The 25,820-nt window shown below is 56.1% G+C and carries 24 protein-coding genes; 13 read left to right on the top strand and 11 right to left on the bottom strand.

Going from position 1 to position 25,820, the window contains the following annotated elements; translation table 11 throughout:
- The first annotated feature begins 28 nt into the window (after positions 1-28).
- The 5 genes from PV433_RS01935 (at position 29) to PV433_RS01915 (ending at position 6,240) form a co-directional block, all read left to right on the top strand.
- Positions 29-1,141 (top strand): ABC transporter ATP-binding protein, encoded by a 1,113-nt coding sequence (locus PV433_RS01935; RefSeq protein WP_190931848.1) that lies wholly within the window; start codon positions 29-31, stop codon positions 1,139-1,141.
- A gap of 150 nt (positions 1,142-1,291) precedes the next feature.
- Positions 1,292-2,026 carry a hypothetical protein gene (locus tag PV433_RS01930; protein ID WP_332070501.1) on the top strand — a complete coding sequence of 245 codons (735 nt, stop codon included), beginning with the start codon at positions 1,292-1,294 and terminating at the stop codon, positions 2,024-2,026.
- A 111-nt stretch (positions 2,027-2,137) separates the two neighbouring features.
- Entirely contained in the window at positions 2,138-3,856 is a 1,719-nt protein-coding gene (gene nagZ, locus PV433_RS01925; protein ID WP_332070500.1) for a beta-N-acetylhexosaminidase, read from the top strand.
- Positions 3,853-5,043 (top strand): anhydro-N-acetylmuramic acid kinase, encoded by a 1,191-nt coding sequence (locus PV433_RS01920; protein ID WP_332070499.1) that lies wholly within the window; start codon positions 3,853-3,855, stop codon positions 5,041-5,043. Before nagZ ends, PV433_RS01920 begins: the two co-directional genes overlap by 4 nt.
- A 63-nt stretch (positions 5,044-5,106) precedes the next feature.
- Complete coding sequence (locus PV433_RS01915; protein WP_332070498.1) at positions 5,107-6,240, top strand: serine hydrolase domain-containing protein; 1,134 nt, start codon at positions 5,107-5,109, stop codon at positions 6,238-6,240.
- A 134-nt stretch (positions 6,241-6,374) separates the two neighbouring features.
- Here PV433_RS01915 and PV433_RS01910 read toward each other — a convergent pair whose 3' ends face one another.
- Complete coding sequence (locus PV433_RS01910) at positions 6,375-7,244, bottom strand: hypothetical protein (RefSeq protein ID WP_332070497.1); 870 nt, start codon at positions 7,242-7,244, stop codon at positions 6,375-6,377.
- A gap of 228 nt (positions 7,245-7,472) precedes the next feature.
- Here PV433_RS01910 and PV433_RS01905 point away from each other — a divergent pair, with 228 nt between their 5' ends.
- Together PV433_RS01905 and PV433_RS01900 are read left to right on the top strand one after the other, a co-directional pair.
- Complete coding sequence (locus tag PV433_RS01905; protein WP_332070496.1) at positions 7,473-8,726, top strand: AGE family epimerase/isomerase; 1,254 nt, start codon at positions 7,473-7,475, stop codon at positions 8,724-8,726.
- Positions 8,727-8,840: 114 nt separating this feature from the next.
- Positions 8,841-9,968 (top strand): SGNH/GDSL hydrolase family protein, encoded by a 1,128-nt coding sequence (locus tag PV433_RS01900; RefSeq protein ID WP_190929343.1) that lies wholly within the window; start codon positions 8,841-8,843, stop codon positions 9,966-9,968.
- Positions 9,969-10,155: 187 nt separating this feature from the next.
- Here the strand turns inward: PV433_RS01900 and PV433_RS01895 are convergent, their stop codons facing one another.
- The 3 genes from PV433_RS01895 to PV433_RS01885 all read right to left on the bottom strand — a co-directional run bounded on the left by PV433_RS01895 (position 10,156) and on the right by PV433_RS01885 (position 11,721).
- Positions 10,156-10,734 carry a hypothetical protein gene (locus PV433_RS01895; protein ID WP_332070495.1) on the bottom strand — a complete coding sequence of 193 codons (579 nt, stop codon included), beginning with the start codon at positions 10,732-10,734 and terminating at the stop codon, positions 10,156-10,158.
- A gap of 63 nt (positions 10,735-10,797) precedes the next feature.
- The gene (gene sugE, locus PV433_RS01890; protein WP_190929345.1) at positions 10,798-11,118 is read right to left on the bottom strand and encodes a quaternary ammonium compound efflux SMR transporter SugE; all 321 of its coding nucleotides are present in this window, start codon (positions 11,116-11,118) and stop codon (positions 10,798-10,800) included.
- A gap of 54 nt (positions 11,119-11,172) precedes the next feature.
- Positions 11,173-11,721 (bottom strand): TetR/AcrR family transcriptional regulator, encoded by a 549-nt coding sequence (locus PV433_RS01885; RefSeq protein WP_332070494.1) that lies wholly within the window; start codon positions 11,719-11,721, stop codon positions 11,173-11,175.
- Positions 11,722-11,954: 233 nt separating this feature from the next.
- Between PV433_RS01885 and PV433_RS01880 the strand changes: the two genes are divergently transcribed.
- Complete coding sequence (locus tag PV433_RS01880; RefSeq protein WP_332070493.1) at positions 11,955-12,638, top strand: hypothetical protein; 684 nt, start codon at positions 11,955-11,957, stop codon at positions 12,636-12,638.
- Positions 12,639-12,766: 128 nt separating this feature from the next.
- On the opposite strand, the gene PV433_RS01875 is transcribed toward PV433_RS01880, so the two are convergent.
- Complete coding sequence (locus tag PV433_RS01875) at positions 12,767-13,888, bottom strand: SGNH/GDSL hydrolase family protein (protein ID WP_332070492.1); 1,122 nt, start codon at positions 13,886-13,888, stop codon at positions 12,767-12,769.
- Between the two features lie 252 nt (positions 13,889-14,140).
- Between PV433_RS01875 and PV433_RS01870 the strand changes: the two genes are divergently transcribed.
- Positions 14,141-15,031 carry a sugar phosphate isomerase/epimerase gene (locus PV433_RS01870; protein ID WP_332070491.1) on the top strand — a complete coding sequence of 297 codons (891 nt, stop codon included), beginning with the start codon at positions 14,141-14,143 and terminating at the stop codon, positions 15,029-15,031.
- A gap of 85 nt (positions 15,032-15,116) precedes the next feature.
- Here the strand turns inward: PV433_RS01870 and PV433_RS01865 are convergent, their stop codons facing one another.
- Complete coding sequence (locus PV433_RS01865; RefSeq protein ID WP_332070490.1) at positions 15,117-15,521, bottom strand: CBS domain-containing protein; 405 nt, start codon at positions 15,519-15,521, stop codon at positions 15,117-15,119.
- A gap of 56 nt (positions 15,522-15,577) precedes the next feature.
- Between PV433_RS01865 and PV433_RS01860 the strand changes: the two genes are divergently transcribed.
- Positions 15,578-16,321, top strand: a complete 744-nt coding sequence (locus PV433_RS01860; RefSeq protein ID WP_332070489.1) for a hypothetical protein — start codon at positions 15,578-15,580, stop codon at positions 16,319-16,321.
- Between the two features lie 317 nt (positions 16,322-16,638).
- Here PV433_RS01860 and cyoE read toward each other — a convergent pair whose 3' ends face one another.
- Positions 16,639-17,598: a heme o synthase gene (cyoE, locus tag PV433_RS01855; protein ID WP_442951462.1), complete on the bottom strand. Its 960-nt coding sequence runs from the start codon at positions 17,596-17,598 to the stop codon at positions 16,639-16,641.
- A 271-nt stretch (positions 17,599-17,869) separates the two neighbouring features.
- Here cyoE and PV433_RS01850 point away from each other — a divergent pair, with 271 nt between their 5' ends.
- Positions 17,870-18,859, top strand: coding sequence for a lipoate--protein ligase (locus PV433_RS01850; protein WP_332070487.1), 990 nt, complete (start codon positions 17,870-17,872; stop codon positions 18,857-18,859).
- A gap of 481 nt (positions 18,860-19,340) precedes the next feature.
- On the opposite strand, the gene PV433_RS01845 is transcribed toward PV433_RS01850, so the two are convergent.
- Positions 19,341-19,991, bottom strand: coding sequence for a transcriptional regulator (locus tag PV433_RS01845; RefSeq protein ID WP_332070486.1), 651 nt, complete (start codon positions 19,989-19,991; stop codon positions 19,341-19,343).
- A 577-nt stretch (positions 19,992-20,568) separates the two neighbouring features.
- Here PV433_RS01845 and PV433_RS01840 point away from each other — a divergent pair.
- Positions 20,569-20,751, top strand: a complete 183-nt coding sequence (locus tag PV433_RS01840) for a hypothetical protein (protein ID WP_332070485.1) — start codon at positions 20,569-20,571, stop codon at positions 20,749-20,751.
- Positions 20,752-21,000: 249 nt separating this feature from the next.
- Positions 21,001-22,851, top strand: coding sequence for a hypothetical protein (locus tag PV433_RS01835; protein WP_332070484.1), 1,851 nt, complete (start codon positions 21,001-21,003; stop codon positions 22,849-22,851).
- 115 nt (positions 22,852-22,966) lie between these two features.
- Here PV433_RS01835 and nagA read toward each other — a convergent pair whose 3' ends face one another.
- From nagA to PV433_RS01820, 3 genes are read right to left on the bottom strand one after another with little or no spacing between them, the layout of a single operon-like run.
- The gene (nagA, locus tag PV433_RS01830) at positions 22,967-24,136 is read right to left on the bottom strand and encodes an N-acetylglucosamine-6-phosphate deacetylase (RefSeq protein WP_332070483.1); all 1,170 of its coding nucleotides are present in this window, start codon (positions 24,134-24,136) and stop codon (positions 22,967-22,969) included.
- Positions 24,133-24,864 carry a glucosamine-6-phosphate deaminase gene (gene nagB / locus PV433_RS01825; protein ID WP_190929359.1) on the bottom strand — a complete coding sequence of 244 codons (732 nt, stop codon included), beginning with the start codon at positions 24,862-24,864 and terminating at the stop codon, positions 24,133-24,135. The genes nagA and nagB overlap by 4 nt, the downstream gene beginning before the upstream one ends.
- A gap of 6 nt (positions 24,865-24,870) precedes the next feature.
- A complete protein-coding gene (locus tag PV433_RS01820; RefSeq protein WP_332070482.1) occupies positions 24,871-25,728 on the bottom strand; it encodes a MurR/RpiR family transcriptional regulator in 858 nt (285 codons plus the stop codon).
- Positions 25,729-25,820 lie beyond the last annotated feature (92 nt).

The following is a 25,820-nucleotide window of genomic DNA, read 5'->3' as shown; positions in this document are numbered from 1 at the left end:
AGCTTAGGAGGTTCAGGAGGGAACACATATGGCACGAGTCGAATTCAAACATGTGGTCAAAGAATATCACGACGAAAAACGGGGGACGTTCACGGCGGTATCCGATTCCAATTTCGTCATTGAAGATAAAGAATTCGTCGTATTCGTCGGTCCGTCCGGCTGCGGCAAAACGACTTCGCTGCGCATGATCGCAGGTCTGGAGCGGCAATCGAGCGGTGACATCGTCATCGGCGACAAAATCGTCAACAGTCTGCATCCGAAAGACCGCGACATCGCAATGGTATTTCAGGACTACGCGTTGTATCCTCATATGACGATCAAGGAAAATTTGTCGTTCGGGCTCAAAAACCTGAAGCGTCCGAAAGAGGAAATCGAGAAAAAGGTGCAGGACGCCTCGAACATTCTCGGTCTCTCCGAAATGCTCGACCGCAAGCCGCGCGAGCTCAGCGGCGGTCAGCGTCAGCGCGTTGCTGTAGGACGCGCCATCGTCCGCGACCCGCAAGTATTCCTGTTTGACGAGCCGCTCTCGAACCTTGACGCCAAGCTACGCGTACAGATGCGCGTGGAGCTGTCCGAGCTGCATAAGCGGCTGGGCGCCACGATCGTATACGTAACGCACGACCAGGTGGAAGCGATGACGCTCGGCGAGCGGATCGTCGTGATGAACAAAGGCAGCATCCAGCAGATCGCCTCCCCGGCCAAGCTGTACAACGAGCCGCAAAATATGTTCGTGGCCGGTTTCATCGGCTCCCCGGCGATGAACTTCATGGATGCCCGGATCGCCGGCGGCAAAGCCCAACTCGAAGGGGTCGCCTTCTCGCTGAGCGACGCGATGGCGAAGGCGCTGCAGCCTTATGAAGGCCAAGAGTTAACGCTCGGCATCCGTCCGGAGCACATCTATGACGAATACTATGCAGAGAAGATGGGAGTATCCAAAGAAAATACGATGCAGGCTACCGTTCAAGTGATCGAAAACTTGGGTGCGGAGACGCTGCTCTATTTCCGGGTCGGCTCCAGAATGGTAACCGCGCGGGTGAATCCGGAGACGGACGTCCGCCTCGGACAAATGATGACGTTCGTCTTCGACAGAAGCAAGATGCATTTCTTCGATCCGAAGACCGAGCAGCGCATTGTATTCTGATCCGGTTGCTCTTAGATAAAGACGTATAGAAGAAAAGAAACCGATGCGAAAATAAGGGTGGATGTCCACTCTTATTTTCGATCATCCGGGTGCAAGAACGGGCAACCGGTTTCATCGGCCGCAAGTATACAGGTTCAAGGAGGAATCGAGATGCGCAAATTGAGCGAGATTGTCATCCAATCGGGGAAACGGATCTACCAGGACATTATTCCCGTTGCCCTGTTCAGTATCATGGGGGCGCTTGTGCTCGTTCCGTTCGTCTTTTTTTTGCCGGTCGGCATCTCGTTGTTCGTGCTGCCGTTCGTGATCGTTCCGCTATGCGCCGGAGCGCTGCATGCCACCCACCGGATGATGAAGGGGGAGCGGCCGAAGCTGTCCGTACTGTTCGCCGGCGCCTGGAAGTTCGCCCTCCCCTCGTTCGTCATAGCCTTTGCAACCTCGATCTTCATCCTCATCATCGTCTCGACCTGGTGGTATTACGGCGGCAAGCCGGGCATGCTTTATTTTGCGCTGGCCGTGTTCCAGACGTACTTCGTGGCCATGGTGCTCGTCTCGCAGCTGTATGCGCTGCCGCTGATCGTGCAGCAGGGACTGGGCGTATTTACGGCGATGGGCCGGAGCGTCAAACTGTTTCTGGCCCATCCGGGCTACACCGTCGGCGCGTTTGTTCAACTGCTCAGCGTAACGGTGCTGCTCGGGTTGACCGTGATCGGTTTTGCCGCGCTTTATTTGGGGATGTACGCGATCTATTCGAATCTGGTGACGGCCAACTTGCTGGCGAAGCCGGAGGAGGACGAAGGCGAAAACGGCAAAACGGGATCGTATGCCGGCTTGTCCCCTAGTGCGGGAGAGCGGCTTGACGCCGTGTCGGTTCCCGGACAGTGACAGAGATAGAGATGTTAAACGAAACATCTGCTTGTTACCGGAATGGAGCGGACTTTCGTTCCGCTTATAGAGAGAGAAACGGAATGCATCGGACACAGGAGGAGACACACGTTGAACACGAATTCGAAACGTGCGCCGGAACACGGCGCCGCGGAGCATAGAGATACGGAAGCGTCGCGCGTCGAGGCGGCTGTCTCGGCCATGACGCTGCGCCAAAAGATCGGGCAGATGATTCATTGCGGGTTTCACGGATATGAGCCCGGAGCGGATATCGAGCGGATGATCCGGGACCGTTATATCGGCGGAATCATTTTGTTCGCCCGCAATGTGCGCGATACCCGACAAGTGGCGGCGATGAACGCCGAATTTCAGCGGATCGCGCTGAAATCCGGGCAGCCTCCGCTGACGATCGCGATCGATCAGGAAGGCGGCATGGTCGCCCGGCTGACCGAAGGCGTCGCGCTGATGCCGGGCAATATGGCGATCGCAGCGGGCGGAGAGCCGCAGAACGCCTACGAAGCCGCGCGGATTACCGCTGAGGAGCTGCTTGCGCTGGGTGCTAATCTGAACTATGCGCCGGTGCTCGATGTGAACGTCAACCCGGCGAATCCGGTTATCGGCGTCCGCTCGTACGGCGAGTCGCCGGAGCTCGTGGCCGAGTACGGCGCGATGGCCGTCCGCGGCTTGCAGGAAGCAGGCGTAACGGCAACGGCTAAGCATTTTCCGGGCCATGGCGATACGAACGTCGACTCCCATCTCGATCTGCCGACGGTCGGGCATTCGCGGGAGCGCATCAACGAAGTCGAGCTGGTGCCGTTTCGCCGGGCGATTGCGGCCGGAATCGATGCGATCATGTCTTCGCATATCTACTTCCCGTCGTTCGAGACGAAAAAGCTGCCGGTTACGCTGTCTTACAACGTACTCACCGGTTTGCTGCGCGAGGAGCTCGGGTTCGAGGGTGTTATCATGACCGACTGCATGGAGATGAAAGCGATCGCCGACCATTACGGCACCGTGGATGCGGCGGTTATGGCGGTCGAAGCGGGGGCGGACTGCGTGCTGATCAGCCATCGCCACGATTTGCAGGAGGGAGCGATCGAAGCGCTGGTCGCCGCCGTAGAGTCGGGGCGGATTAGCGAAGCGCGCATCACCGAATCGGCCCGCCGGTTGCTCGCGATGAAAGAGAAGCGTGGTATTACCGCAGAGTCGGTCGTAACGGTTGCAGACGAGTCGTATTACACGGGCTCGGCTTTCCGCAGCGTTGGCAGCCGCGAGCATCTGGAGACGGCGCAGCGGATCAGCGAAGCGAGCCTGACGCTGATCAAGGATGAAGCGGGATTGATTCCGCTGCGCCGGGGAGAGCGTACGCTCGTCATCAGTGTGCTGGCCGCCGCCGTGTCGGAGGTGGATGAGTCGGTCGATCTGCCGGTAACGCTCGGTCAGGCGCTGGCTGCGCAAGGGGTTGACGTTGAAGAACGCAGTGTGCTGCTGGAAGAGGTCGGTTCGTCGCTAGCGGAGCTCGCGGCGCTGGCCGGATCGTTCGGGCAAGTGGTCGTCGGGACGTACAATGCATCGCTGCGCCCGGAGCAGGCCGCACTTGTACGGGCTATGATCGATGCGGGCAGACAGCCGGTCGTTGTAGCGCTGCGCAACCCTTACGATATCGCAGCGTTTCCGGACGTGACGGCTTATGTCACGGCTTATGAATCGCGTCCGCTGGCGCTGCAATCGGCTGCCAAAGTGTTGGCCGGAACGATAGCGGCCACAGGCCGTACACCGGTTACGATTCATCGGGATTATCCGGCAGGCTGGAGGAGGGAACCGAAATGATCGGAGAGCTAACGAACAAACCGAGCCGTCTCATCATCGGACTGATGTCCGGTACGTCGCTGGACGGCGTCGACGCCGCTATCGTGCGGGTGGAAGGCAAGGGGCTGCAGACGAAAGCGGAACTCGTCGGGTATACGGCAGTCCCTTATGACGACAAGCTGCGGGAAAAGCTGAAGGAGCTGTGCAGCGTCGATTACTCCGATGTCGCCAAAGTGTGCGGGATGAACTTCTATATGGCCGATGTGCTGGCCGAAGCCGCGGTCCGGGCTGCCGCCGAAGCCGGGCTGCCGATGGACGAGATCGACCTGATCAGCTCGCACGGACAGACGGTATGGCATATCCCGGTAGCCGACGAACAGGACTGGTCGCTCGTCCGGTCGACGCTGCAAATCGGCGATATTTCCGTAATCGCCAAACGGACGGGGAAGCCGGTCATCGGCGATTACCGCACCGCAGACATGGCCGTCGGCGGTCAAGGCGCTCCGCTCGTGCCTTATGCCGATTTTATCTTGTTCCGTGAAGAAGCGAAGGGCCGGATCGTGCAAAATATCGGCGGGATCGGCAACTGTGCGGGCATTCCCGCAGGCGGACAGCCGGAGCAGGTGATCGCATTCGACACCGGACCGGGGAATATGCTGATCGATCAGGCCGTGCACACGCTGTCCGGCGGGGAGAAAAGCTATGACGCCGGCGGCGAATGGGCGGCGCAAGGGACGGCGGACGCCGCCATCGTCGCGGAGATGATGAGCCACCCGTACTTCGCCATGCAGCCGCCGAAGACGACCGGCCGCGAGCTGTTCGGCAAAGCGTATGCTCAGCAATGGATGGAACGGATGAGCCGCCAAGGGCTCGGCGATGCGGATATCGTCGCCACGTTTACGGCGTTCACCGCCCATTCGATCGCGCAAAGCTACCGGGAGTTCGTCTTGCCGGCGTGCCCCGCATCCGAAGTGATCGTGTCCGGGGGCGGAGCGCACAACCGGACGCTGCTGGCGATGCTGGCCGGTCTGCTGCCCGGCCTGTCGGTAACGACGTCGGACGCGCTGGGTATATCCAGCGATGCGAAGGAAGCGGTGGCGTTTGCGGTGTTCGCGAACAACTTCCTGTTCGGGATTCCGAACAATTTGCCGTCGGCAACCGGAGCGCCGGTACAGACGATTATGGGCAAGCTGGCGCTGCCGGGCTGAATAACGATCGGCGGCCGTGTGCTGCATATGGGCAGGGCACCCGCTATAAAGGAGCGAGAAGTGATGATGGATCCAACGAACGGAAACGATCTGGCGCAGCATTACACAGCTTCAATGAATCCGGAGAGAATCGCCGATGCTTTCCGGCTGCTGGATGAAGCGGTGGCGCGCGGAGATACGCCGGGCGCAGTCGCCGCTATCGGACGCGGCGGCGCCATTCAGACAATGCATGCCTGCGGCTCCGCCCATATGGCGGCATCGGGCGGCGAAGCCGTCTTGCCGATCCGAAGCGATACGATATTCGACTGCGCGTCCTTAACGAAGGTCGTTGCGCTTCTCCCGCTAATTTTGCTGCTGATCGAACGCGGCCGGCTGCGTCTCGGGGACCCGGTCAAGCAGTATATTCCCGCCTTCGACTCGGAGGGCAAGGGAGCCGTCACCGTCAAGCAGCTGCTTACCCATACATCAGGACTTATCGCTCATACGAACTTATATTCACATGGCTGGTCGCCCGAAGAGATCAAAGCACACATTTTTGCAATGCCGCTAGATTACGAGCCGGGGACGAAAGTCGTGTACAGCGATCTCGGCTACATTACGCTCGGCGAGATCGTTCAGACTCTGCTGGAGGAACGATTGGATACCGCCGCACGGCGGTATGTATTTGAACCGCTGGGCATGAACGATACGTTTTACGTGCCTGCGGCGGACCGGCTTCCCCGTATAGCCGCTACGGAGTACAGTCAGGAGCTGGGCCGGCACAAGTGGGGGGAAGTACACGACGAGAACGCGGGCGCGCTCGAAGGGATCAGCGGCCATGCCGGACTGTTCTCGACAGCCGCGGATTTGGCGAAGTATGCGGCCATGTGGCTGGCGAAGGGGCGGATCGGCGACAAGGGCCGGCTGCTCAGCCGCGCTTCGGTGGAAGCGGCAACGCGTACCCAGACCGGTAATTTGCCGGCGAACCGGGGACTCGGCTGGGTGCTGAAGGGCGACTCGATGGACGCTTCCGGCGATCTGATGTCGCCGGCGACCTTTGGACATACCGGATTTACCGGAACGAGTCTGACGATCGATCCGGCGGAGGGTACCTTTGCTATCCTGCTGACGAACCGGGTGTATTACGGCAGGGAGAGGTCGGTAGTCCGGCTCAGACATTTGTTTCACAATGCGATCGCCGCCGCTTGTTCGGAGTAAGGCAATTCTATCGAGACAGCCAAGCTGTAAGAGCAGGGCTGTCTTTTTTGCTGCCGCTTCCAGCAGAAGAGGCCGTCCCGAGCCGGGTAACAAGCTCAGAACAGCCTTTTCGCGGAGTCATCCGGTGCCCGGACTTACTCGAAGTACGTATACGTCCACTCTTCCTCGGAAGCGTCCCACGCCGTAGCGTCTGTATACTCAGGTACGCCGGCGAACTCCAGCGTATATTCGATCTCTTCGCCCGGCATCAGATGAACGGTTAAGCCGCTAAATACATGATCCGCTGCTTGCTCGGAATCGCCGGCCTCGTTGTACAGCCAAATTTTCACATATACGCTTTCAACGGTTTCGATATTTTTGGTGCCGGTGTTGATGAATTTGCCGGTGGCCATCAGCTTGCCGTCCTCAAAGTAAACGCTCGTAATCTGGAAGTCGAGCAAAGCCGCTTCGTCCTCAACGGCCGCTTCTTCGTACACCGCTTCGTCCTCATACACGGCTTCCTCTTCATATACAACGTCTTCTTCTTCGTAGATAACGACTTCTTCCTCGTAAACGACTTCTTCTTCGTAGACAACAACTTCTTCCTCATACAAAACGACTTCTTCCACCGCTTCATCCAGATAAGTGAACTCCCAGTCACCTTCCTCGGCGCTCCACTGCGTCGCATCCTCATACTCCGCTACGTCAGGGAATTCCAGCGTATATTCGATCGACTCGCCTGGCGCAAGCTGCACGGCCAAGTCCGTGAAGTAGTGGTTGGCTACTTCCTTCGAATCGCCGTCGTCGTTGTACAAAAAGATTTTTACATCCACTTTGTTTACTTTCTCGATCGCTCTGTCCCCGCTGTTCGTAAAGACGCCGGTGGCCTTCAATACTCCGTTCTCGTAACCGACCTCCGTTACTTCAAAGTCGAGAACCGCATCGGCGAAAGCGGTGGCCGACACAACCATCATCGAACAAACCAAAAATAAGGCGGCTATTACGGATTTTAGTGCTTTTTTCATTTTCTCACACTCCTAGTAGATATGAACTAATTCATGTTGATTATAGGGCAAGCCCTGGGCCGTTTCTACTAGTATTTAACATCTGACATCGGTTTTCCGGAAACTCCTGATCTTTGGGTACGGGTAAACTTCCGGCAAGGAACATGCCGTTGTATAACGAAGCGTTATATGATAGTTTGACTAGTAGACGAAGTGAAACTTGCAGGGAAAGGGTTTGGGTGAGCAGAGATGACCGTATCGTATAGTGCCGGGAACTTGCAAGAGTTGTACGATTTCTATGAGGATCATCTGAAACGGGTGCTGCTGCCGTTCTGGCTGCGTTCTACTGATGAGGAGGACGGGGGCTACTTCAACTGTTACGACAACACGGGGGCGACTCTCGTCTCGACGGACAAGTATACGTGGTCGCAGGGCCGGTTCGTCTGGATGTACGCGAAGCTTGCTTCGATGACTACAGGTACTTTCAGCAGGGAAGAGCGGAGCCGGTTTCTGGAGCTGGCGGGACAAGGCGCGCGGTTTCTGATGAATCACTGTCTGCTGGAGAACGGGAATTGTACGTTTGTGATGGACAAGAAAGGCAATCCGAAGCGTAATGCTCCGGGCGACCGTTACGACTCCAGCATATTTGCCGATTGTTTCGTCATTGCGGGGTTGTCCAAATACGCAGCGGAGTCGGGGGACGCCGCAAGCCTCGAATTCGCCCGCACGTTGTACGGGTCCGTCATGGAGAGATTCCGCAGCGGCGATTATCAGATGGCGCCGTACCCGACGCCGGAGGAGTCGCTTCCAGCTGTAGATGCGGATCAGGCGGGCACCGGTCGGCTGGAGCATTTGCGTGACAATATGAAGATGTTCCTCCATGAAATTACGAATCATTTTATGCGCGAAGACGGTGTGCTGAATGAGATGCTGGCGGCGGACAACAGCCGGGTCGACTCGCTGCTGGGCCGGTACTGCAATCCCGGTCATACGATCGAAGATATGTGGTTCGTCATCCATGCGGCCCGCAAGCTCGGACTGGACGCTTATATCCCGAAAGCGCTGCGCACGACGAAAAAAATGGTCGAGCTGGGCTGGGATTCCGAATACGGCGGACTACTTCTCTTCGTCGATCAGGACGGAGGTCAGCCGCACGGCGACCTAAGCGGGATCGAGCATACGGCGATGGCCGGCCAAATCCGGCAAAACTGGGACAACAAGCTATGGTGGCCGCATTCCGAAGCGCTCTATACGACGCTGCTCGGTTACAGATTAACGCGCGACGACGATTTTCTGCGCGATTACAACCGGCTTCACGACTATACGTTCCGGACGTTTCCGAACCCGGACGAAAGCGTGGGTGAGTGGATTCAGATCCGCAAGCGCGGCGGCGAGCCGATCGACAAAGTCGTCGCTTTGCCGGTCAAAGATCCGTATCATATCATCCGGAACGTCATCTATATCATCGAGCTGCTTCACGGAATGAGGGGCGCGGAGAAGTAGGGAAATCCGTAAAAATTTTTATATTTCCCAACGGTACTTCCTGGACAGGCTGTGGTAAAATCGGGAAGAAAAGGATTACCGGAGCAAATCCGGTTAGAAGGAGGCCGCATACCGATGGCGGAGCAAACGAAGCAAACGAATCAGGTGGATGCGCAAAAGCTGGACCCTAATATGACGCTGGAGCAGACGGGGAACCTCGGGATGATCTGGATGTCGCCGAAGGAGAAGCCGTTTCGCTTATCCGGCTTTCCCTGGTTCGAGCAGGATCAAGTGTACCGGAGACTGCCGGTACAACCGAATTATCCGATTCGCCCGGAGGTTCAGCAGCTGTCGAAATCGACGGCCGGAGGCCAGATCGCGTTCCGGACGGACTCGGCCCGACTGGCGATCCGCGTCAAGCTGTCGGGCAAGGCGAATATGTACCATATGCCGTCCACCGGCCAATGCGGATTCGACTTATACTTTGGCGAGACGGGCGATCAGCACTTTTACAGCATATCCCGATACGATCATACGAAATTGGAATATGAAGTAATGATGTACGAGTTCCCGCAAAAGGAACTACGCAGCGTAACGCTGAACTTCCCGCTGTATCAAGGGGTCGAGGAAGTCGAAATCGGGATCGATCCGGGAGCGGAAGTGATTGCGCCGGCGCCTTATGCGAATAACCGTAAGGTGATCATTTACGGAACTTCGATTACGCAGGGTGGCTGCGCTACCCGTCCGGGGATGGCGTATACGAACATTTTGAGCCGCAGAATTCCGATGGAATTTATTAACGAAGGTTTCTCGGGTAACGGCCGCGGTGACCCGGAAGTCGCCCGCGTCTTGAGCGAGATCAGCGATCCGGCCCTGCTCGTGCTTGATTACGAAGCCAATGCGGGCGAATTGGACTTGATGCGCAAGACGCTTCCTGAGTTTATCCGGATTTACCGCGAGGCTCATCCGGACGTGCCGATATTGGTGCTGTCCAAAATCCAGTTCGGCCGCGAGCGGTTCGAGCCGGCGCTGCTCCAGAAAAGAATGGACATGATGCAGATCGAGATGGAGACGGTTGAATCGTACCGCCGGCAAGGGGACGCCAACATTCACTTTTTTGACGGCACGGCGCTTCTTGGCACGGACAGCTACTACGAGTGTACGGTGGACGGGGTGCACCCGACCGATCTAGGCTTCCTGCGGATGGCCGATACGCTTACGCCTGTGCTTCAGGAGCTGCTCGGTTTTAGCCGGCAACCGTAATTCGCAATCTGCGTACGATGCGTGATTGAATCACACAATTGCTGGATACGGAAACAGCCGCAAGGAGCCGTACCCGGTCAGAGCTTATTTTGTGCTTGTGCTGGAAAGGGACTGACGGATAACCGGAGCCCATTCAGGCGCAGCACGTAAGGTCTGACCTGGCACCAGGTCCCAAGCGGCTGTTTTTCTATTCGCGCTTAGTTGCGGCATTCCAGCGCGCGGCATGCTTGCCGAGATGAGGATGCGGCTGGAACTCGGGGCCTGCGGCGACGACGAGCCGGATTTTGCGTATCCACTCCTCGAAGTCTTGATAAGAGGCAAACCGGTTCGCGGTTCCTTCCGACAAGCCGAGGAAGTAAGGTCCCTTGTACCGCTCTTCCATATAACGCAGCGCGGTATCCATCGGTGTATACTTTTTACGCTTCCGCTCCCAGGTGTCGATCTCGGTTCGAACCCCCGAACGGATCGAATCGGCTGCCTCGCGAAGCGCCTCCTCGCGCTTGTACATCGGCGCCGGGTACCGGACGCCCATCCGTTTCAGCGTCTCCTCATGGGGCACGTACCAAACTACGCGCGAAATAAACCGGCGCTCGGCCCAGCCGGCGAGCTCGGCAAGTCCTTGCCGGTCCAGCCAGTCGCCGGCGACGGGCGACGGGTTGTCTTCATCATCGCCAAGGTCGAAGCTGTCGTAGATCAGCAGCGTGCCTTTTGACGTCTCCTCAGGCGGTTCGTAGCCGAACGGCACCCGGATTCCGGTTCGATCCATTCTTGTTCCTCCCTTTTCGCTAGAAGAGTAAGCTACCCTTAGTATGAGGCCTGTTGATTCGGATTACTCGCCGGACGTTACTTTCAGACCGACGATGCCTGTCACGATAAACAGCAGGAACAAGATTCTCGTCCATTCTCTCGGTTCGCCGAACAGGATCATCCCGACTATGACGGTGCCCAGCGCCCCGATTCCCGTCCAAATGGCGTAGGCCGTACCGATCGGCAGCGACTTCAGCGCAAGCGACAGGAAAAAGAAGCTGACGGCCATCCCTGCGACCGTTATGACGCTCGGGCCGATTCTTGTAAACCCGTGCGAATATTTCAGGCCGAAAGCCCATACCACTTCAAATAAACCGGCAATCACCAAATAAAACCAAGCCATGTCTCCCACTCCACTTCCGTTCTCTAGTTGTAAGATAATCTTCCGATCGACGCATCAGCGGGCGATTCCTTCCCAAAATATCGACCAGACGGAATGCAGCCGCTGCCGGAACTGGTCAGGGCCGTAATAAAACATCTGTACGAACGATCCGTCCAGCAGGCAGTAATAAGCGGCGAGCAAGTCATCCGCATCCCGGCCCGCGATCGATCCTTCCTCGATAGCCGCTTCGAAAATGCCGCGGTAGACGGCGGTTTGCCTCTTCTCCGCGTCCATAAACCGCTGTTGCAGCTCGTCCTGCAAGGAGGAAGGAGGGAACAGCATCGCCCGTTTCAGAAACGCCGCCTTTTCCTCATCGAGCAAGTAATTGCGGCACGTCTCCGACAATATCGTATACAGTTTCGTCCCGGTATTTTCCTCCCGGACCGAGTCGATCAACGCTTCCAGCCTGCGGACGTGCTCGGCCTGTACCTCTTCGTAAACGGCGAAATATAGCTTCTCCTTGCTCTCGAAATGCGCGTACAGCGACGGAGTTTTAATCCCGACTTCTTTGGCGATCGCGGATAAAGGCGTCCCTTCATAGCCGTGTACGGAAAACAGTTTCAATGCGGCGGATTTAATAGCGGTAGCGGTAATAAACGATCGCTCCTTCCGTTCTTCTAACTAACGATAGTTAGGTATTCGGCGATACTCATAATAGCAGACCCGTCCCGGATTCGCAAGCTCCGATTGTGCGCCGCAGTCGTTACCCGCTCTGTAAATCCCCTCGAGCTGCAACCTATTGAGGATTCCATCGTCATATAAGCATGCAGCTATTATCGGGAAATGGAGGGAAGTCTATGCGTCCGATCCGCTGCCTGATGCCGGTTTTTGCTCTCTTGCTCGTTTTTAGCTTATGGTTTCCACCTCGAGCTGATGCGAAGCTCCTTATTTTGCCCCCGGCCCAAATGATCGAAAAGTCGGATGTGATCGTTAAGGGCAAAGTGGAGCAATTAAAGCCCGCCAAAGAGAAGCAGGAAGGACAGGAAGCCGTCATCCGTATTCATCGGGTGCTAAAGCAGCCCGAGTCTTTCGACATGGAGCCGTTCCGCCGCAGCGGTGTGACTGTAAAAGAGTTTATTTATACGACAGGCGCCGTCATTCAGGCGATCCCGCCCGTCGGAACCGAAGTGATGGTATTGCTGCAGGTGAATAACGGAGAGCTTTCTTTTACCTCGGACAGCAACAATATCGCGGTCATTCAAAACAATCGGGTAACTGAAAGTTACCGGGGAACGAATTCCACGGAACATCCGTACACCGAAACGTACGATCAATTTCTGCAGGATCATCCGCTTGAAGCCGGGGAAGAGAAGCATCCGTTAAACAGCGAAGCTGCCGGTTCGCAAGCGGGCGCGGTTGTTACGCCTGCGAAAAATCAGCGGGGGCTGTATGCAGCGATCGCGGCCTTTTCGGTGCTGGTGCTGGCTGGAGCCTGGTTTGGCACCCGAAGGGCGCGCAAAGGCAAGCAGTCACAGAAATGAGAAAACAAGCACTTCTATGTTGTCCGCTCAAGAGAGAGCTTTTTGCCTCTCAAGGGCCAACGATGGAGGTGCCTGTTTTGTTTAGAGGCGGTTATGCCCCGGATCAGAATGATTACCAGCGGGAACGTTTACTCCAAAATAAACCCTTTGAAGTCAACCCGCTCCGACGGTCCTGTGAAAACTTCCAGCTTGTACAGCCCGATGTCCAGATCGCCGATTACCGTCTCGGGGCTTTCCAGAGATTTAGTTTCGCCGTTGATCCGAACGTAGGTGCGGCTGTCCGCCGAGATTCCCCGGTACGCTGACAAGCGAAGCTTCTTCTTGGAGCTCACGAACAACCAAGCGGATAGGATGCCCAGATCCGACGTATCCGCCTTCGTGCGGTCCACATACACTTTGAAGCTGCCGGAAGGGGCATCCGGCATGGTCAGCCAATCCTCCGGCACGCAGTCGAACACCCGCTGGCTCGAATAGTCGATCTTGGTGTAGGAGTCGACGGCGATCGTGCGCGGACAGAAGCGGGAGAACAAATACTCGGCTTCTGCGCGGTGGCCGGCATCTCCAAAATGCAGCCGGTCCGAGATGATCGCTGCGGTGCTAAGCGGCGAGTAGAGCAGGAAGCTTTCGCCGAACTCGTTCAGATCGATGAGCTGCAAGCCGTATTCGTCCGCAAGCTCGCGCTTTACCTCATTGGCTGCGGAATGAATGTGCTCGCTCGTCCGCATCGGGTATTCGTCCGCATATTGCGTCAGCACCCCCGGTTCTACGGTCGCTTGGGTCGTCAGCAGAAAAGGCTGGATGCCTTGCGAATAACACCAGTCGATCAGCGTCACGATTGATCGCTTGAAGCCTTCGCGGTATGCCTTTTCGTTCGGATAGCCGAGCCGGTCGTTAATCCCGAAGCCGATTCCGATCATTTTGACGTCGCTGTAAGCGGAAGCTTCGCCGAACTCCTCGCTGATGACCTTCTCTGCCCATCTGGCCGTCTGACCGCTGAAGCCGGCATTGTAGATGCGCAAGCTGTCGTTGCCGGTCGCCTGCCGGAGCAGCTCCTCCAGCTTTTTCGAGAATGCGTTCGGGGATTGGTTGTCGGCGCCGATCGTATTGCGGACCCAATCGGTTGTATTGGCACCGTCAAACGTACTGTCGCCAAAAAATGCGACCGGGAATTTGCCGCCGCCAAGCCACTCGAGCCAAGCTTCTGTAAACGTATGGATTCTGTGCGGCACCGATTTTGTTAGCTGGTTCATAAGAAACTAGAACACCTCCAGTAAAAAACTATTCGTCGCCCGCCGGGGAAACCCTTCCGGCCAAACGACGGAGCAGGGATTTGCCGCCTCACCCGCGCCGTCTGCCGTCTTGCCCTGAACAGGAAGTGCGGCCCGGTGCCGATGAAGCGTCGGAACATCCAGCAGCCGAAGCGCGCAACCAAACCGGTTGCCGGACAGTCCAATGTAGGAGATTATTAGTACTGGACGATATAGCTTATTAGGGGGACTCGGATGAGACGATTGCAGATGGGCATGTGGGACAAGCTCGAGCCGGTCAAGTGGCAGCAGGTACAGCTGGATATGCTGAACGGACTTGAGATTTGTCGTTATGCCGATGAGAAAAGCTTGCGGGAGGTGCAATTATTTTGCGAGCGGAGCGGAATCCGCTACGGCGTGCACGGGCCGATTCTGGGCGATAACGGCTACGACCTGCCGCTGCTGAACGCCCCGGACGCCGAGGAACGACGCGAGGCCATGAGGGAGGTCGAGGCCCAAACCGGGATTGCCTCCCGCTACGGGGCCGATTACATTTTGTTTCACTATCCGTACCTCCCCGTCTTTCAGCCGCCGATTCGCAAGCTGTACCGCCGCTTGCCGGGAGAGCGGCAGCGATACGCCTCCGACCGGCTTCCGCGGGCCGAATTCCGCGACATCTCCGAGCGGATGTTCCACGAGCTTGCCGAGCTGCAGCATCGCTATAAGCAGCGGATTTTGCTGGAGCACGACTTTTTTGGCGAGTATGAGGATATTTTCACCGACATGTTTTTGCAGTTTCGCGAGATTGGGCTTGTCGTCGACACCGCCAGACTCGATATCACGCGGCGGTCTTTCTACAATTTCGATCCGTACGCTTGGATCGACCGGCTCGCCTCCTGCGTGTACCTGGTGCATTACAGCAACGTCCGGTATGAGGAAGACACGTTCAAGCATCACTTGCCCGTGCGGGAAAGCGATGGCGGGGACGACGGCTGCGGAGATGCTTACTTGTATTTGTGTCATTTGGCCGAGCGGAACTCGGCGTTCCACCTGACGTTCGAGCATAACCATACGGTTGTCGGCACGGATGAGCTGCGGGACATATACCGGAGGGCCGCTCAAGTGTGCGGCATCCGTACCCGTTGATCGGCACCGGGCGGGACAATACAGAACAAAAAAAGCTGCCGGTTGAACGGCAGCCTGCATCATCCGTTAGATCAGGTCTTTCCAACTAATCTACAATATTCTGGGTATAGTATGCGATTATATCTTTGCGGCGAATTATGCCGAGGAAGACACGATCGGCGTCTACGACCGGAACGAAGTTCTGATCGGCTGCCAGCGCCAGCATATCGTCCAAATCGGCGTCGATCGCAACACATTCGACTTTCAGCCGTTTTTTGATGGAGGTAACGGGAATTTCGTGCATCGTATCGAAACTGAGACCGGGCGTGGCCTTCATCTTCCATAACAAATCTCCCTCAGACAAGGTTCCGAAATATAGGCCATTTTCGTCTAAGATCGGAATAGCTGTATAGTGGCTCGCCTCCAATTTATCCATGGCTTCTTTCATATTTGAGGATGTCACGAGGTAAGAGACCTCATTCTTGGGATATAAAAACGATTTGATGTCCATTGCATCACGCTCCTTGGGTATATTAAATCATATTTCGTTTCGGAGCGCATGCGAAAGTGACTGAAACATGTTCTGATGCTAAAAGTTATGTCGAACGACAAGAATATCATCCGAATGAAGCCCGTGCAAATAGCGGGCTTTTTCTGTCTAGTGGAACCGCAGCAAGCTATAAGACCGAGAAAGCTTCCGTCCGCACGGATCAGTGGAAGCAAGTGTTTGAGCTGGTGAAATCGATGTACAAAATTCCCGGAAATATGATTCAGCCGGGTCATACGCCGAACAATGACTTTATGCAGGAAAAGAATCTGGCGATGCTCGCGAGCATGAATTTGTTTTCTGCGTTGGAAGCGCCGACAAAGGAAGGTTTGAACTGGGATGTGACGCAGTATCCGAGCTATCCGGAGCGGAGAAATATATTTGCCAACGCCAGTGTACAAGTCATGGCGATCACGCCGTCAAGCAAACACAAGGAGGATGCGCTGCGCGTGATTGAGGTAGCGGTATCCGATGAGGTGCAAAAGGAGCTGTCTGCCGACGGTCAAATCACGTCATTGAAAAACGATGAGGTTAAGGCGGCTTTCGGCCGCAGCAAGCCGTACCTGAAAGACAAACATATTCAAAGCATTTTCAAAAGCTCCCCGGTCCCCTATCCGATCGCTTCGCAGTATCGCAGCAAGGCGGAGGATATCGTGAACAAGAAGTTCGTCTTGTTCCGCGATGAACAGCTGGATGTGAATACCGCCTTGTTGCAGGCGGAGGAAGAAATCAACAAGATGATCGAGACGGAGCGGCTCAAATAAAAAAAGAAGCGGATGGATGCAGGCCTGCTCGTTGCCATCCGGAGCATACTCGGCAAAACGATCAAGCACATTCATCGTACAGCTTATCCAGCGTCCACGGCCGCTGCAGTATATGCTTTGCCGATGCCGGGGATAAGAAGGGGATGCCGTGGTACACGTCCGCCAAATACGGATGTTTACCACGGCATCCCCGTCTGCATATTCAACTAATCTGTTTTTTACAGATGTATATGGACTTACTACTCCATATGATTTCCCTGCTGCCGGCGGACAAGAACAAATACCTTTTAAAGACAAGGACCTATATCCATTGCCTATTAGTGAAACAACGGGACGATAAGGGAATACCCGATAATGCCCAGCATCAGAACCGTAATGTGGAGCAGCGAGAAACCGAACATGGAGTTCGCCCATTTGTTCTCCGGTTTGCGGCGGTAGCCTGACACGCTAAGAACGATCCACCAAACGCTAAGCGCGGCATTCGTCAACGCGATAATTGGATGAAGCGACCAGAACAACACGCTGGACAATAGCAACGCCACCAAATATGCGTTCATTTGCACGTACGTTCTGCGAATGCCTTTCACGACAGGCAGCATCGGAATGTTTGCTGCCCGGTACTCTTCCATGCGCCGAATCGCGATGGCGTAAAAGTGAGGCATCTGCCAAATGAGCATCATCAAAAAAATTGCCAACGCTGCCGGATGAGTGATGTCGTTCGAGATAGCCGCCCAACCGATGAGCGGCGGCATAGCGCCCGATAAGCTTCCGACCTCCGTGTTATAAATCGTTCTGCGCTTCGTCCACATCGTATAAGGAAAAACGTAAAAAAACAGTCCGAGAAAGCCGAATACAGCGGCTAGTGGCGAAGCCAAATACAAGACGATCGTCCCGAGAAATGCGGTCGAGAAACCGATAATCAAGCCGCTTTTCGTGCCGACCTGTCCGGTTACGGTCGGTCTCGTTCTCGTTCTCTCCATAATGGCGTCGATATCCCGGTCATACAAATTGTTGAAAACGCCTGCCGAACCGATCACCAAGGAAGAACCGATCAAGGCAAACAGGATGGGACCGATCTGATCAAATATGGACAATTGTTCGACATAAAGGGCCATACACAGACCCGCGAACATCGCAATTAAGTTCGATTTCACAATGCCGATCTTAATTGTATCGAATACAACTTTAGTGAACGATCTCGTCCGTATGTCGAGACTTAGTGTCTGTTTTTGTACGCGCTCCACGAGATGCCCGCCCCTTCCTATATTTCTCTCCATCTAATGTTACCATAAATCGCGTTCATATTTCCGGTTTGCCAGTAAGGAATCATTATTTTGTCAAATTGTTATGGCGCAAACGTGTCCGTAACGGTTATTTGCTTAAGGATTTAGAGAGGAAGCGCTTGGGACGGATATCCGCCATACTGGAGGCGGATAGGGAAGCGGCGGTCAGGTGGAACGAACCTGCCGGTTGCGGTATAGTGAGAGAGAAGGCCGGTTTCCGCACGAAGGCCTTCCGACTACCGTAACGGAACAAGGAGAAGACGCCATGCTGTTCATCGATAACCGCGGCATTACCGACCCGGCGCTTAACCTGGCGCTGGAAGAATACGCTCTGAAAACATTCCCGGCCGACGAGGACTATTTGCTCTTTTATATCAACGAGCCGTCCATCATTATCGGCAAAAACCAAAATACGGTCGAAGAGATAAACGCCGCTTACGTGAAGAACAATGGCATTCACGTCGTTCGCCGGTTGTCCGGCGGTGGAGCCGTCTATCACGATCTCGGCAATCTGAACTTCAGCTTTATCACGAACGACGACGGCAAGTCGTTTCACAATTACCGCAAATTTACGGAGCCGGTTGTGCAGGCGCTGCGTGGGCTCGGGGTCGAGGCGGAACTGACCGGTCGCAACGATATCCAGGTCGGAGAACGCAAAATATCCGGCAACGCCCAATATTCCACCAAAGGCCGGATGTTCAGCCACGGTACGCTGATGTTCGAATCGCAAATCGACAACGTCGTATCGGCGCTGAACGTAAATCCGGAGAAGATCAAATCGAAGGGCGTCAAATCGATTCGCAGCCGGGTGGCGAACATTTCCGAATTTTTGCGCGAGCCGATCGCGATCGGGGAATTTCGGCAACGGCTGCTGGAGTCGATATTCGGAGACACGGACATTCCGGAATACAAGCTTGCGGAGGCGGACTGGGAGGCGGTCCGGAAACTGGCGGACGAGCGGTACCGCAACTGGGATTGGAACTACGGCAGATCCCCTTCGTTTAACGTCCGCAAGACGCTGCGGATCGAGGGGGCCGGCACGTTCGACGTCCGCCTGAACGTGGAGGGCGGCAAAATCGCCGAGGCCGCTGTATTCGGCGACTTCTTCGGAGCCTGGGACGCGCAGGAATTCGCGGACAAGCTCGTCGGCGTCAAGTACGACGAAGAAGCGGTCCGGGCGCTGCTGGACGAGGTGGATTTGACCCGGTACTTCGGGGCGGTCACGAAGGAGCAATGGCTGGAGTTGATGTTTTAACATCGTCGCTATCTAGCGTTCGATGGATTCCGGTAGAGGAGCCGATTGCTGTGGATAGCGGCCGGCTTCTCTATTTGTGGTTCGAGCGGGGTCATCCGGGACTCTGCCGAGGGGTGACTCAGCTAACCGAAGGTGACTCAGCCAGCCGAGGGTGTCTCAGTCTGCCGAAGGTGTCTCATCCTGCCGAGGGTGTCTCATCCTGCCGATGGATGTCTCAGCCAGCCGAAGGTGTCTCATCCAGCCGATGGTTGTCTCAGCCAGCTGAAGGTGTCTCAGTCTGTGAAGGTGACTCAGCCAGCCGAAGGTGTCTCAGCTAACGAACTCAATCGTTCTTATTGCCGGGAAAACGGCTTCTTTTTTGATGTAACGAACTCCAGCAGCCTTATGAACGAGTAAATAGACGGGAATGAAATCGCATCATTGAAATAACGCTAGTGGAGTTCGTAACAATTCAGATCGCTACATGCGGACCCAATAAGGGTTACTGGGTTCGTAAGCCGTACATACGATAACGCTGCTTGCCGCTGACGACTAGCAGAAGCTGAAATTCGACCAACTTATGAAGAAGCCTCCTCGCATGCTGGTCTGTGACTCGCAAATGGATGGCCAACTCCGAAGGTGTAAACGGTCGAAGCAGCCGCCTCGCAAAACGAACGGTTTCCGCTTCCAGCCAAGTCAAAGGTTCGGGCACATCCATCGCAACAAACTTCCCGATAAAGGAAAGGACAAGCTGCTGGCAACGCTTGGGTTCATCGGTAATGGACCCGTATGGAATGGATAGAAACATCCAGTCGTCCAATGTCAACAAGCAATGCCGCCAGCATAAGTCCTTAAAGCGTCTCATGTCGAGATCTCTTGCATGCGATCCGTAGCCTTGAATCTCGATGCCTCCTTTCACGCCGCCGGGCATATAAGCCAGATCCAGATAGCGATAACCGTTGTGGAAGTCGCGTACTTCCCATTCCGGATATAGATGGTTAAAGTTTTTTACAGCCGGAAACCAGACGGAGCGTAGAAACTCGCGAGTACCGTGGCCGAGCCCCTTCTCCAGTAGTTCGACTCTTCTATGATTTTTTTCTTGGGCAATGGCCGACCGTACCCACTCCTCGTAGGCTTGTTCAAATCTTGACATCGAACCCCAACCTCTCTGAGCATAGGCTAAAAATAAAGAAGCCACTTCGACACAAACTGACCCATCAAGGTGCAGCGTGTATCCAAGCGGCGTGTGCTTCACAACCGAACGTATAATTCAAGTATACTTGGATTCATAGAAAATTCAATGACCGATTGTGCTCTGAATGGGGGGCGGTGTTTAGGGGGAACCGGCTATCCGGTCTGTTTCGGTTCGAGATTCTTCGGCCCTTTCGGGGGAAGCCGGAGCTTGCTGACGGCAGCTTTTGGAGGTTTTCCAAAAGGACTAATGAGGCCGAATAAGCGTTGGAAGGAAAGCTGCTTCCACAACGCTCGCGACTCCCGGCGCGTGGTGTCCGGTCACACGTTGGCTGTCCTGCTGGCAACGCTCGGGTTCATCGGCAATCCAACGAAGGGTTCGTTAGAAACCCGATGAACGGCTCTTTACAAACTACCATTTCTGAAAAAATTGGTTTCCGCGCCGCCGTCCATCTCCTACCAATCGGTGCACTTGTCCAAGCGAGCTGAGAGATTGCTGCATATACTGGCAGCATATGACGTACGGGAGGTGGAGGTACATGGAAAAACTTCTCACTCATGTAGGAGGAGTTCTGGCCGGATATGTGCTGACCGAGCTGCCGCTCGACGGTACGATGATATCCAGCCTGGAACCGGTATTAGACGGCGTCGGCATCGTCTCTATGGTCCTATTCTCGGGAACGTTGATCTACAAAGCTGTGAAAACGTTGATGAGCAAATAATTATGAATAAGCGCTGCGCGCTGTGAGGCGCAGCTGCGAAAGGACCGGGACCAATTGGCCCCGGTTCTTTTTATGGAAAAAACCGGATAAGAGCGGCTTGCAACCTTTATTTTGTCGGAAACCCGATTGGTCAGGGGAATAATGGCAGTTCAAAGCTTTTCCTATTTTTCGTCCAATTAGGAACTCGAGCGTTGGCTGAGGAACCTGTATAATGGTTGTATTCAGGTTAAAGTTTAGGAGGCAACCATCATGCCGGAACAAAAGGAAACGTTAGCAGCGTTTACCGACCACGGCGTTCCCGTACCAGCCAACGAAGGGCGTACGGCGGCCATCTGCACGAATCGCGAAGGAGAGACGCGTCTGGTAATAGCGGCACGCGGTTATGTCGTTATTGTAAATCCGCAGGAGAGGACCAGTCTGCAGGTACCGTTTCCGGAGCAGCATGTCGATTACCCGTTTGCTTCCTATAGCAGCGAGGACGGGATGTTTTATGTCGGAGCGGGCGGGATGTTCATGGTGCTGGACCCGTTCCGGGGACGATTTACCGATTACGCCCGGCCCGGGCTGCCCGGAGAAATTGTCGGCTTCTGCTTCGCGGAAGACGGCCGGGGGACGATCTATACGGCCTCTTATCCGCAATGCCGTCTTATGAAATACGATCCGGACTGCAAAACGCTGACGGTGATCGGGCAACTGGACGCGGAGGAGAAATACCCGTTCAGCCTGGCCGTGGACGCCTATGGCTGGATCTACGGCGGGATCGGTACCGAGCGCAAGACGATCGCGGCCGTAGACCCGGTGACGCTGCAAGCCCGCTCCCTGGTGCCGGACGGCGAGCGGCGGAAAGGTCAAGGGAAGGTGCATCTGGGCGCGGACGGCCGCGTTTACGGTTATTACGATACCGAGTCCGGCGGGTCTGAACCGCGGTGGTATCGGCTGGAGCAAGGGCGGATGAGTCCCGTAACGGCCGAGCAAGTCGCGAAGAGCGCCTATAGCGGAACCGGGTTTGAGACGGTCCATCGCGCCTTCCCGCATCCGTGGGTGCTGCTGGAGATGAGCCTGGCGGAGAAGGAAGTCGTCCTGCTGGACCAATCTTCGGGCCAAACGTTCCCGATCCGGCTGTCGTACGAGACGGACGGCGCCGACTTGTCGCCGCTCGTGGCGGGTCCCGACGGCCGCATCTACGGGACTTCGAACCACCCGCTCCAGCTGTACCGGTACGATCCGCACTCCGGTGCCGTGGAGAACTTCGGCGGCAAGGCGATCGAGAAGGGCGGCGGCGGCAACATCTGCGCCTATGCGGTGCTGGGCGGCCGGATTGCAGGAGCGGCTTATGCGGGAGGTCACGTCCATCTTATCGATACAACCCGGCCTATCGTCACCGATGCGGCGGCGGAGGGGCGGAACCCGCAGCTGGTCGCATCGCAGGAAGCGATCTACCGCCCGCGCTGCGCGCTGGCGCATCCGGACGGAGAGCATGCCGTATTTGGCGGCTATGCGGGATACGGTGCGATCGGCGGCGGCTTGTACATACGCAATGTGGCAACCGGCGAAGACGAACTGCTGCCCAACGAGCGTCTTGTTCCCTACCACAGCACCGTTTGTATGGTCGCGCTGCCGGGCGGCGATTTATTGTGCGGCACGAGCGTGGAAGCTCCGGGCGGAGGCAAGCCCAAAGAAACGGAGGGGAGGCTGTACCGGCTCGATTGGCAGGCGAAACGGGTCGTCTACAGCGAAGTGCCGGCGCAAGGGGAACCGGAAGTGGCTTTGATGGAAATCGACGGGCAGGGCAAGGTCCACGCGTTCACGGCGAAACATTATTTTGTATATGACCCGATGTCGAGACAAGTGATCCGTACCGAGAATATCGAGGAGATGGGCGGTGTCGTACGCAACGGCCTTGTAAAGGATGAGGAGGGGCGTATATACGGAGTCCGAACCCGATCGGTTTTCCGGATCGACACCGGCTCCTTCAAGCTCGTGCCGCTGCATGCGGAACCGCCGGCCATTACGGCCGGGTTGGCTTATGTGGACGGCCGGCTATACTTTGCTTCGGGCAAAAGGCTGTGGAGTATGGCGATCCCCGGCTATCAACGCTGATGTCCGAATTGATCGGGTTTTTAGGCGATAGCGAGTGGAATTGGGAATAAACGAAAGAAGCCTGCGAATGATCTGCAGGCTTTTCTTTCGTAGTAACGGCTATTTGCTGCAACATTTACCTTCCAAACACTTCCTGCTCCTTGCCCCTCACCCAGATGCGCTGAAGCTGAAGCTCCGGACCAACGATCAGCACGTCGGCTTGCTTGCCCGGGGCGAGACTGCCCGTCCGGTCGAAGAGGCCGAGCTGGCGCGCCGGATTGCCGCTCATATAACGGCTTGCCTGAGGGACGGTGACGCCGACTTTGCCAACGACGTACTGCAGCGCTCCGATCATCGTCAGCGTGCTGCCCGCGAGGCTGTTGCCTTCCTTCAGCGTAGCGACTCCGCCGGAGACGATAACCGCCAGTCCGCCGAGGTCGTACTCGCCGTCCTCCAGTCCGGCCGCCGACATGGCGTCCGTAATCATGAGGAGGTTGTCCTCGGTTTTCGTTTTGGTCAGCAGCCGGATGCAGGCCGGATGGACGTGATGGCCGTCCGCGATAATCTCCGCCCGGATGCGGTCGTCGGTCAGAACGGCGCCGACAGTGCCCGGGTTGCGATGGTGAAGTCCGGTCATCGCGTTATACGTATGCACCGCCTGGTTCAGCCCCGCGTCCGCAGCCGCGATCACCTGATCGTAAGTGGCGTCGGTGTGCGCTGCGGCCGCGTTGATTCCGTTCGCGCGCAGCCATGAGATCAGCTCAAGCGCGCCTTCCGTCTCAGGTGCAAGCGACAGCTGCAGGATCAGGCCGGGATGTTTCGCAGTCCATTCCTCGAGCCACGCTTTTTGCGGAGGGACGATGTAGGCCGGATTTTGCGCGCCTTTCCATTTGAGGTTAATGAAAGGTCCTTCCAGATGGACGCCGACAACCTGGGCGTAGGGCATGTCCTTAGACCGGTAATCGGCGACGACGTCCAGCACTTGGGAGAGATGATCCTTAGGTCCCGTCAGCGTCGTAGCGACGATGGAAGTCGTCCCGTGGCCGGCGTGGAACTTGGTGATCGTGTCGATCGATTCCTTCGTCGCGTCCATCCAGTCGGCTCCGTAGCCTCCGTGAACGTGAACGTCCACGAAGCCCGGAAGCACCCAGCCGCCTTGCGCGTCGACCGTCTCCGCATCGCCGCCGGCGTACGGAGAAGCGCTGATCGACTCGATGATTCCTCCATTCAGAACGATGGTGCCGCCTTCGATAACTTCTTGCTCTGTGACGATTTTTGCGTTCGTGATCGCGATTTTTCCGCTCATGCGTTCAGCAGCCTCCCCGCTTCGGTGTCGAGCAGCACGACGACATGCGGGTGCGTTTGCAGCAGCGAAGCCGGGCACTCGGTCGTAATCGGGCCTTGCAGCGCTTTTTGGACGATTTCCGCCTTGTCCGCACCGCGTACGACGAGCAGAATCATTTTCGCTTTCAAAATCGCCCCGACTCCCATCGTCAGCGCATGAGTCGGCACCTGGTCGATCGAATCGAAGAAGCGGGCGTTCGCCTGGCGGGTCTCGTCCTTCAGCTTGACGATATGAGTGCCGCTGACGAGCGAATGGTCCGGCTCGTTGAAGCCGATATGTCCGTTATGGCCGAGGCCGAGAAGCTGCAGGTCGATCTGCTTCGCGTCTTCGAGCAACTGGTTGTACCGGGCGCATTCCTGTTCCAGGTTTTCCGCGTTGCCGTTCGGAAGATAGGTGCGTTCCGCAGCAAAGTCGACATGGCCGAACAGGTGATGCTTCATATAAGCATGGTAGCTTTCCGGATGATCCTCGGCAATGCCTACATATTCGTCGAGGTTAAACGAGGTGGCCGATTTGAAGCTGACCATCCCTTTGTTGTACGACTTGACGATCTCCTCATAGATTCCGACCGGGGTTCCGCCGGTAGCAAGACCGAGCACCGCCCGCGGATTGGTCTGTACGAGTCCGGTGATGATGCCTGCGCCCGCTTCGTTTAATTCCTCGTTAGAGCGGAAAGTTAAAATGTTCATCGTGTGTTATCTCCCTTTTTCTTTGCGGTATTTTTTGACCATCTGATACGACTGCTCCAGCTTGGGCACATACTCGTCGAACGATTCCGTGACCAGTCCGGTAAACAAAATATCGACGACATGCAGCTGCGCGATTCTCGAAGCCATATCTCCCCGGCGCATTCCTTCTTCCAGCGAAGAGGTGTATAGCGGAATATCGGCAAGCGACGACAAGGTGTTCGGCCCGTACTTCGTCAGCGATACGGTTGCGGCTCCGCGTTCCTTCGCGCACCGGAGCGCATCGATCGTCTCCGGCGTTTCCCCCGAATACGAGATGGCGAATGCGGTATCTCCTTCGCCAAGGATGGACGCCGACGTAATCTGCATGTGCGGGTCGGAAAACGCGGTCGCCCTGCGGCCGATCCGGACGAGCTTCTGGTAAAAGTCTTGAGCGACGACTCCGGATGTAGCGACGCCGTAGATATCGATCTGACCGGCGTTTCGCAGCGCGTCCAGCGCACGTGCGAGCTGCTTCGGGTCCAGCAGGCGGGACGTATCGGAGATCGAGCGGATATGGTTCGCTTCCATGGCGGACACGATGCTTTCCAGTGTATTGCCCGCGACGATGTCCTGATACGAGTCAGCCGCCGGCTGCAGGGCGAGCTCGGTGGCGAGCTGCAGCTTCAGTCCGGCGAAACCACCCGCATGAAAGTTTTTGCAGAACCGGGAGACCGTAGCCGCGCTCGTCTGCGACTGGTCCGCCAGCTCCGTTATGCCGAGCCGTACGACGAGCTGGGGATGCTCGGTTATAAACGCGGCGATCGTCTGCTCCTTCGGATTCAGCTCGTGCATTTGCTCGCGGATCGATCTTAACAAATCGGACATGCGAGCATGTCACCTCTTTCGGAATGCGGCTTAAACGGGATGTTTGATCTGGAGTGTGAAAATAATTTTTGTATGATTTTATCATACACGAA

The organism is Paenibacillus sp. GYB004, assembly GCF_036577605.1.
Taxonomy (GTDB): Bacteria; Bacillota; Bacilli; order Paenibacillales; family NBRC-103111; genus Paenibacillus_AB; species Paenibacillus_AB oceani.
This window is presented reverse-complemented; position numbering and strand designations above follow the sequence as displayed.

What these genes read in the sequence shown, in the direction of transcription:
- PV433_RS01935 (WP_190931848.1), top strand. Translation starts at nt 29, where the DNA reads ATGGCACGAGTCGAATTCAAACATGTGGTCAAAGAATATCACGACGAA.
- PV433_RS01930 (WP_332070501.1), top strand. Translation starts at nt 1,292, where the DNA reads ATGCGCAAATTGAGCGAGATTGTCATCCAATCGGGGAAACGGATCTAC.
- PV433_RS01920 (WP_332070499.1), top strand. Translation starts at nt 3,853, where the DNA reads ATGATCGGAGAGCTAACGAACAAACCGAGCCGTCTCATCATCGGACTG.
- PV433_RS01915 (WP_332070498.1), top strand. Translation starts at nt 5,107, where the DNA reads ATGATGGATCCAACGAACGGAAACGATCTGGCGCAGCATTACACAGCT.
- PV433_RS01910 (WP_332070497.1), bottom strand. Translation starts at nt 7,244, where the DNA reads ATGAAAAAAGCACTAAAATCCGTAATAGCCGCCTTATTTTTGGTTTGT.
- PV433_RS01905 (WP_332070496.1), top strand. Translation starts at nt 7,473, where the DNA reads ATGACCGTATCGTATAGTGCCGGGAACTTGCAAGAGTTGTACGATTTC.
- PV433_RS01900 (WP_190929343.1), top strand. Translation starts at nt 8,841, where the DNA reads ATGGCGGAGCAAACGAAGCAAACGAATCAGGTGGATGCGCAAAAGCTG.
- PV433_RS01895 (WP_332070495.1), bottom strand. Translation starts at nt 10,734, where the DNA reads ATGGATCGAACCGGAATCCGGGTGCCGTTCGGCTACGAACCGCCTGAG.
- sugE (WP_190929345.1), bottom strand. Translation starts at nt 11,118, where the DNA reads ATGGCTTGGTTTTATTTGGTGATTGCCGGTTTATTTGAAGTGGTATGG.
- PV433_RS01880 (WP_332070493.1), top strand. Translation starts at nt 11,955, where the DNA reads ATGCGTCCGATCCGCTGCCTGATGCCGGTTTTTGCTCTCTTGCTCGTT.
- PV433_RS01875 (WP_332070492.1), bottom strand. Translation starts at nt 13,888, where the DNA reads ATGAACCAGCTAACAAAATCGGTGCCGCACAGAATCCATACGTTTACA.
- PV433_RS01870 (WP_332070491.1), top strand. Translation starts at nt 14,141, where the DNA reads ATGAGACGATTGCAGATGGGCATGTGGGACAAGCTCGAGCCGGTCAAG.
- PV433_RS01865 (WP_332070490.1), bottom strand. Translation starts at nt 15,521, where the DNA reads ATGGACATCAAATCGTTTTTATATCCCAAGAATGAGGTCTCTTACCTC.
- cyoE (WP_442951462.1), bottom strand. Translation starts at nt 17,598, where the DNA reads ATGGAGAGAAATATAGGAAGGGGCGGGCATCTCGTGGAGCGCGTACAA.
- PV433_RS01850 (WP_332070487.1), top strand. Translation starts at nt 17,870, where the DNA reads ATGCTGTTCATCGATAACCGCGGCATTACCGACCCGGCGCTTAACCTG.
- PV433_RS01845 (WP_332070486.1), bottom strand. Translation starts at nt 19,991, where the DNA reads ATGTCAAGATTTGAACAAGCCTACGAGGAGTGGGTACGGTCGGCCATT.
- PV433_RS01840 (WP_332070485.1), top strand. Translation starts at nt 20,569, where the DNA reads ATGGAAAAACTTCTCACTCATGTAGGAGGAGTTCTGGCCGGATATGTG.
- PV433_RS01835 (WP_332070484.1), top strand. Translation starts at nt 21,001, where the DNA reads ATGCCGGAACAAAAGGAAACGTTAGCAGCGTTTACCGACCACGGCGTT.
- nagA (WP_332070483.1), bottom strand. Translation starts at nt 24,136, where the DNA reads ATGAGCGGAAAAATCGCGATCACGAACGCAAAAATCGTCACAGAGCAA.
- nagB (WP_190929359.1), bottom strand. Translation starts at nt 24,864, where the DNA reads ATGAACATTTTAACTTTCCGCTCTAACGAGGAATTAAACGAAGCGGGC.
- PV433_RS01820 (WP_332070482.1), bottom strand. Translation starts at nt 25,728, where the DNA reads ATGTCCGATTTGTTAAGATCGATCCGCGAGCAAATGCACGAGCTGAAT.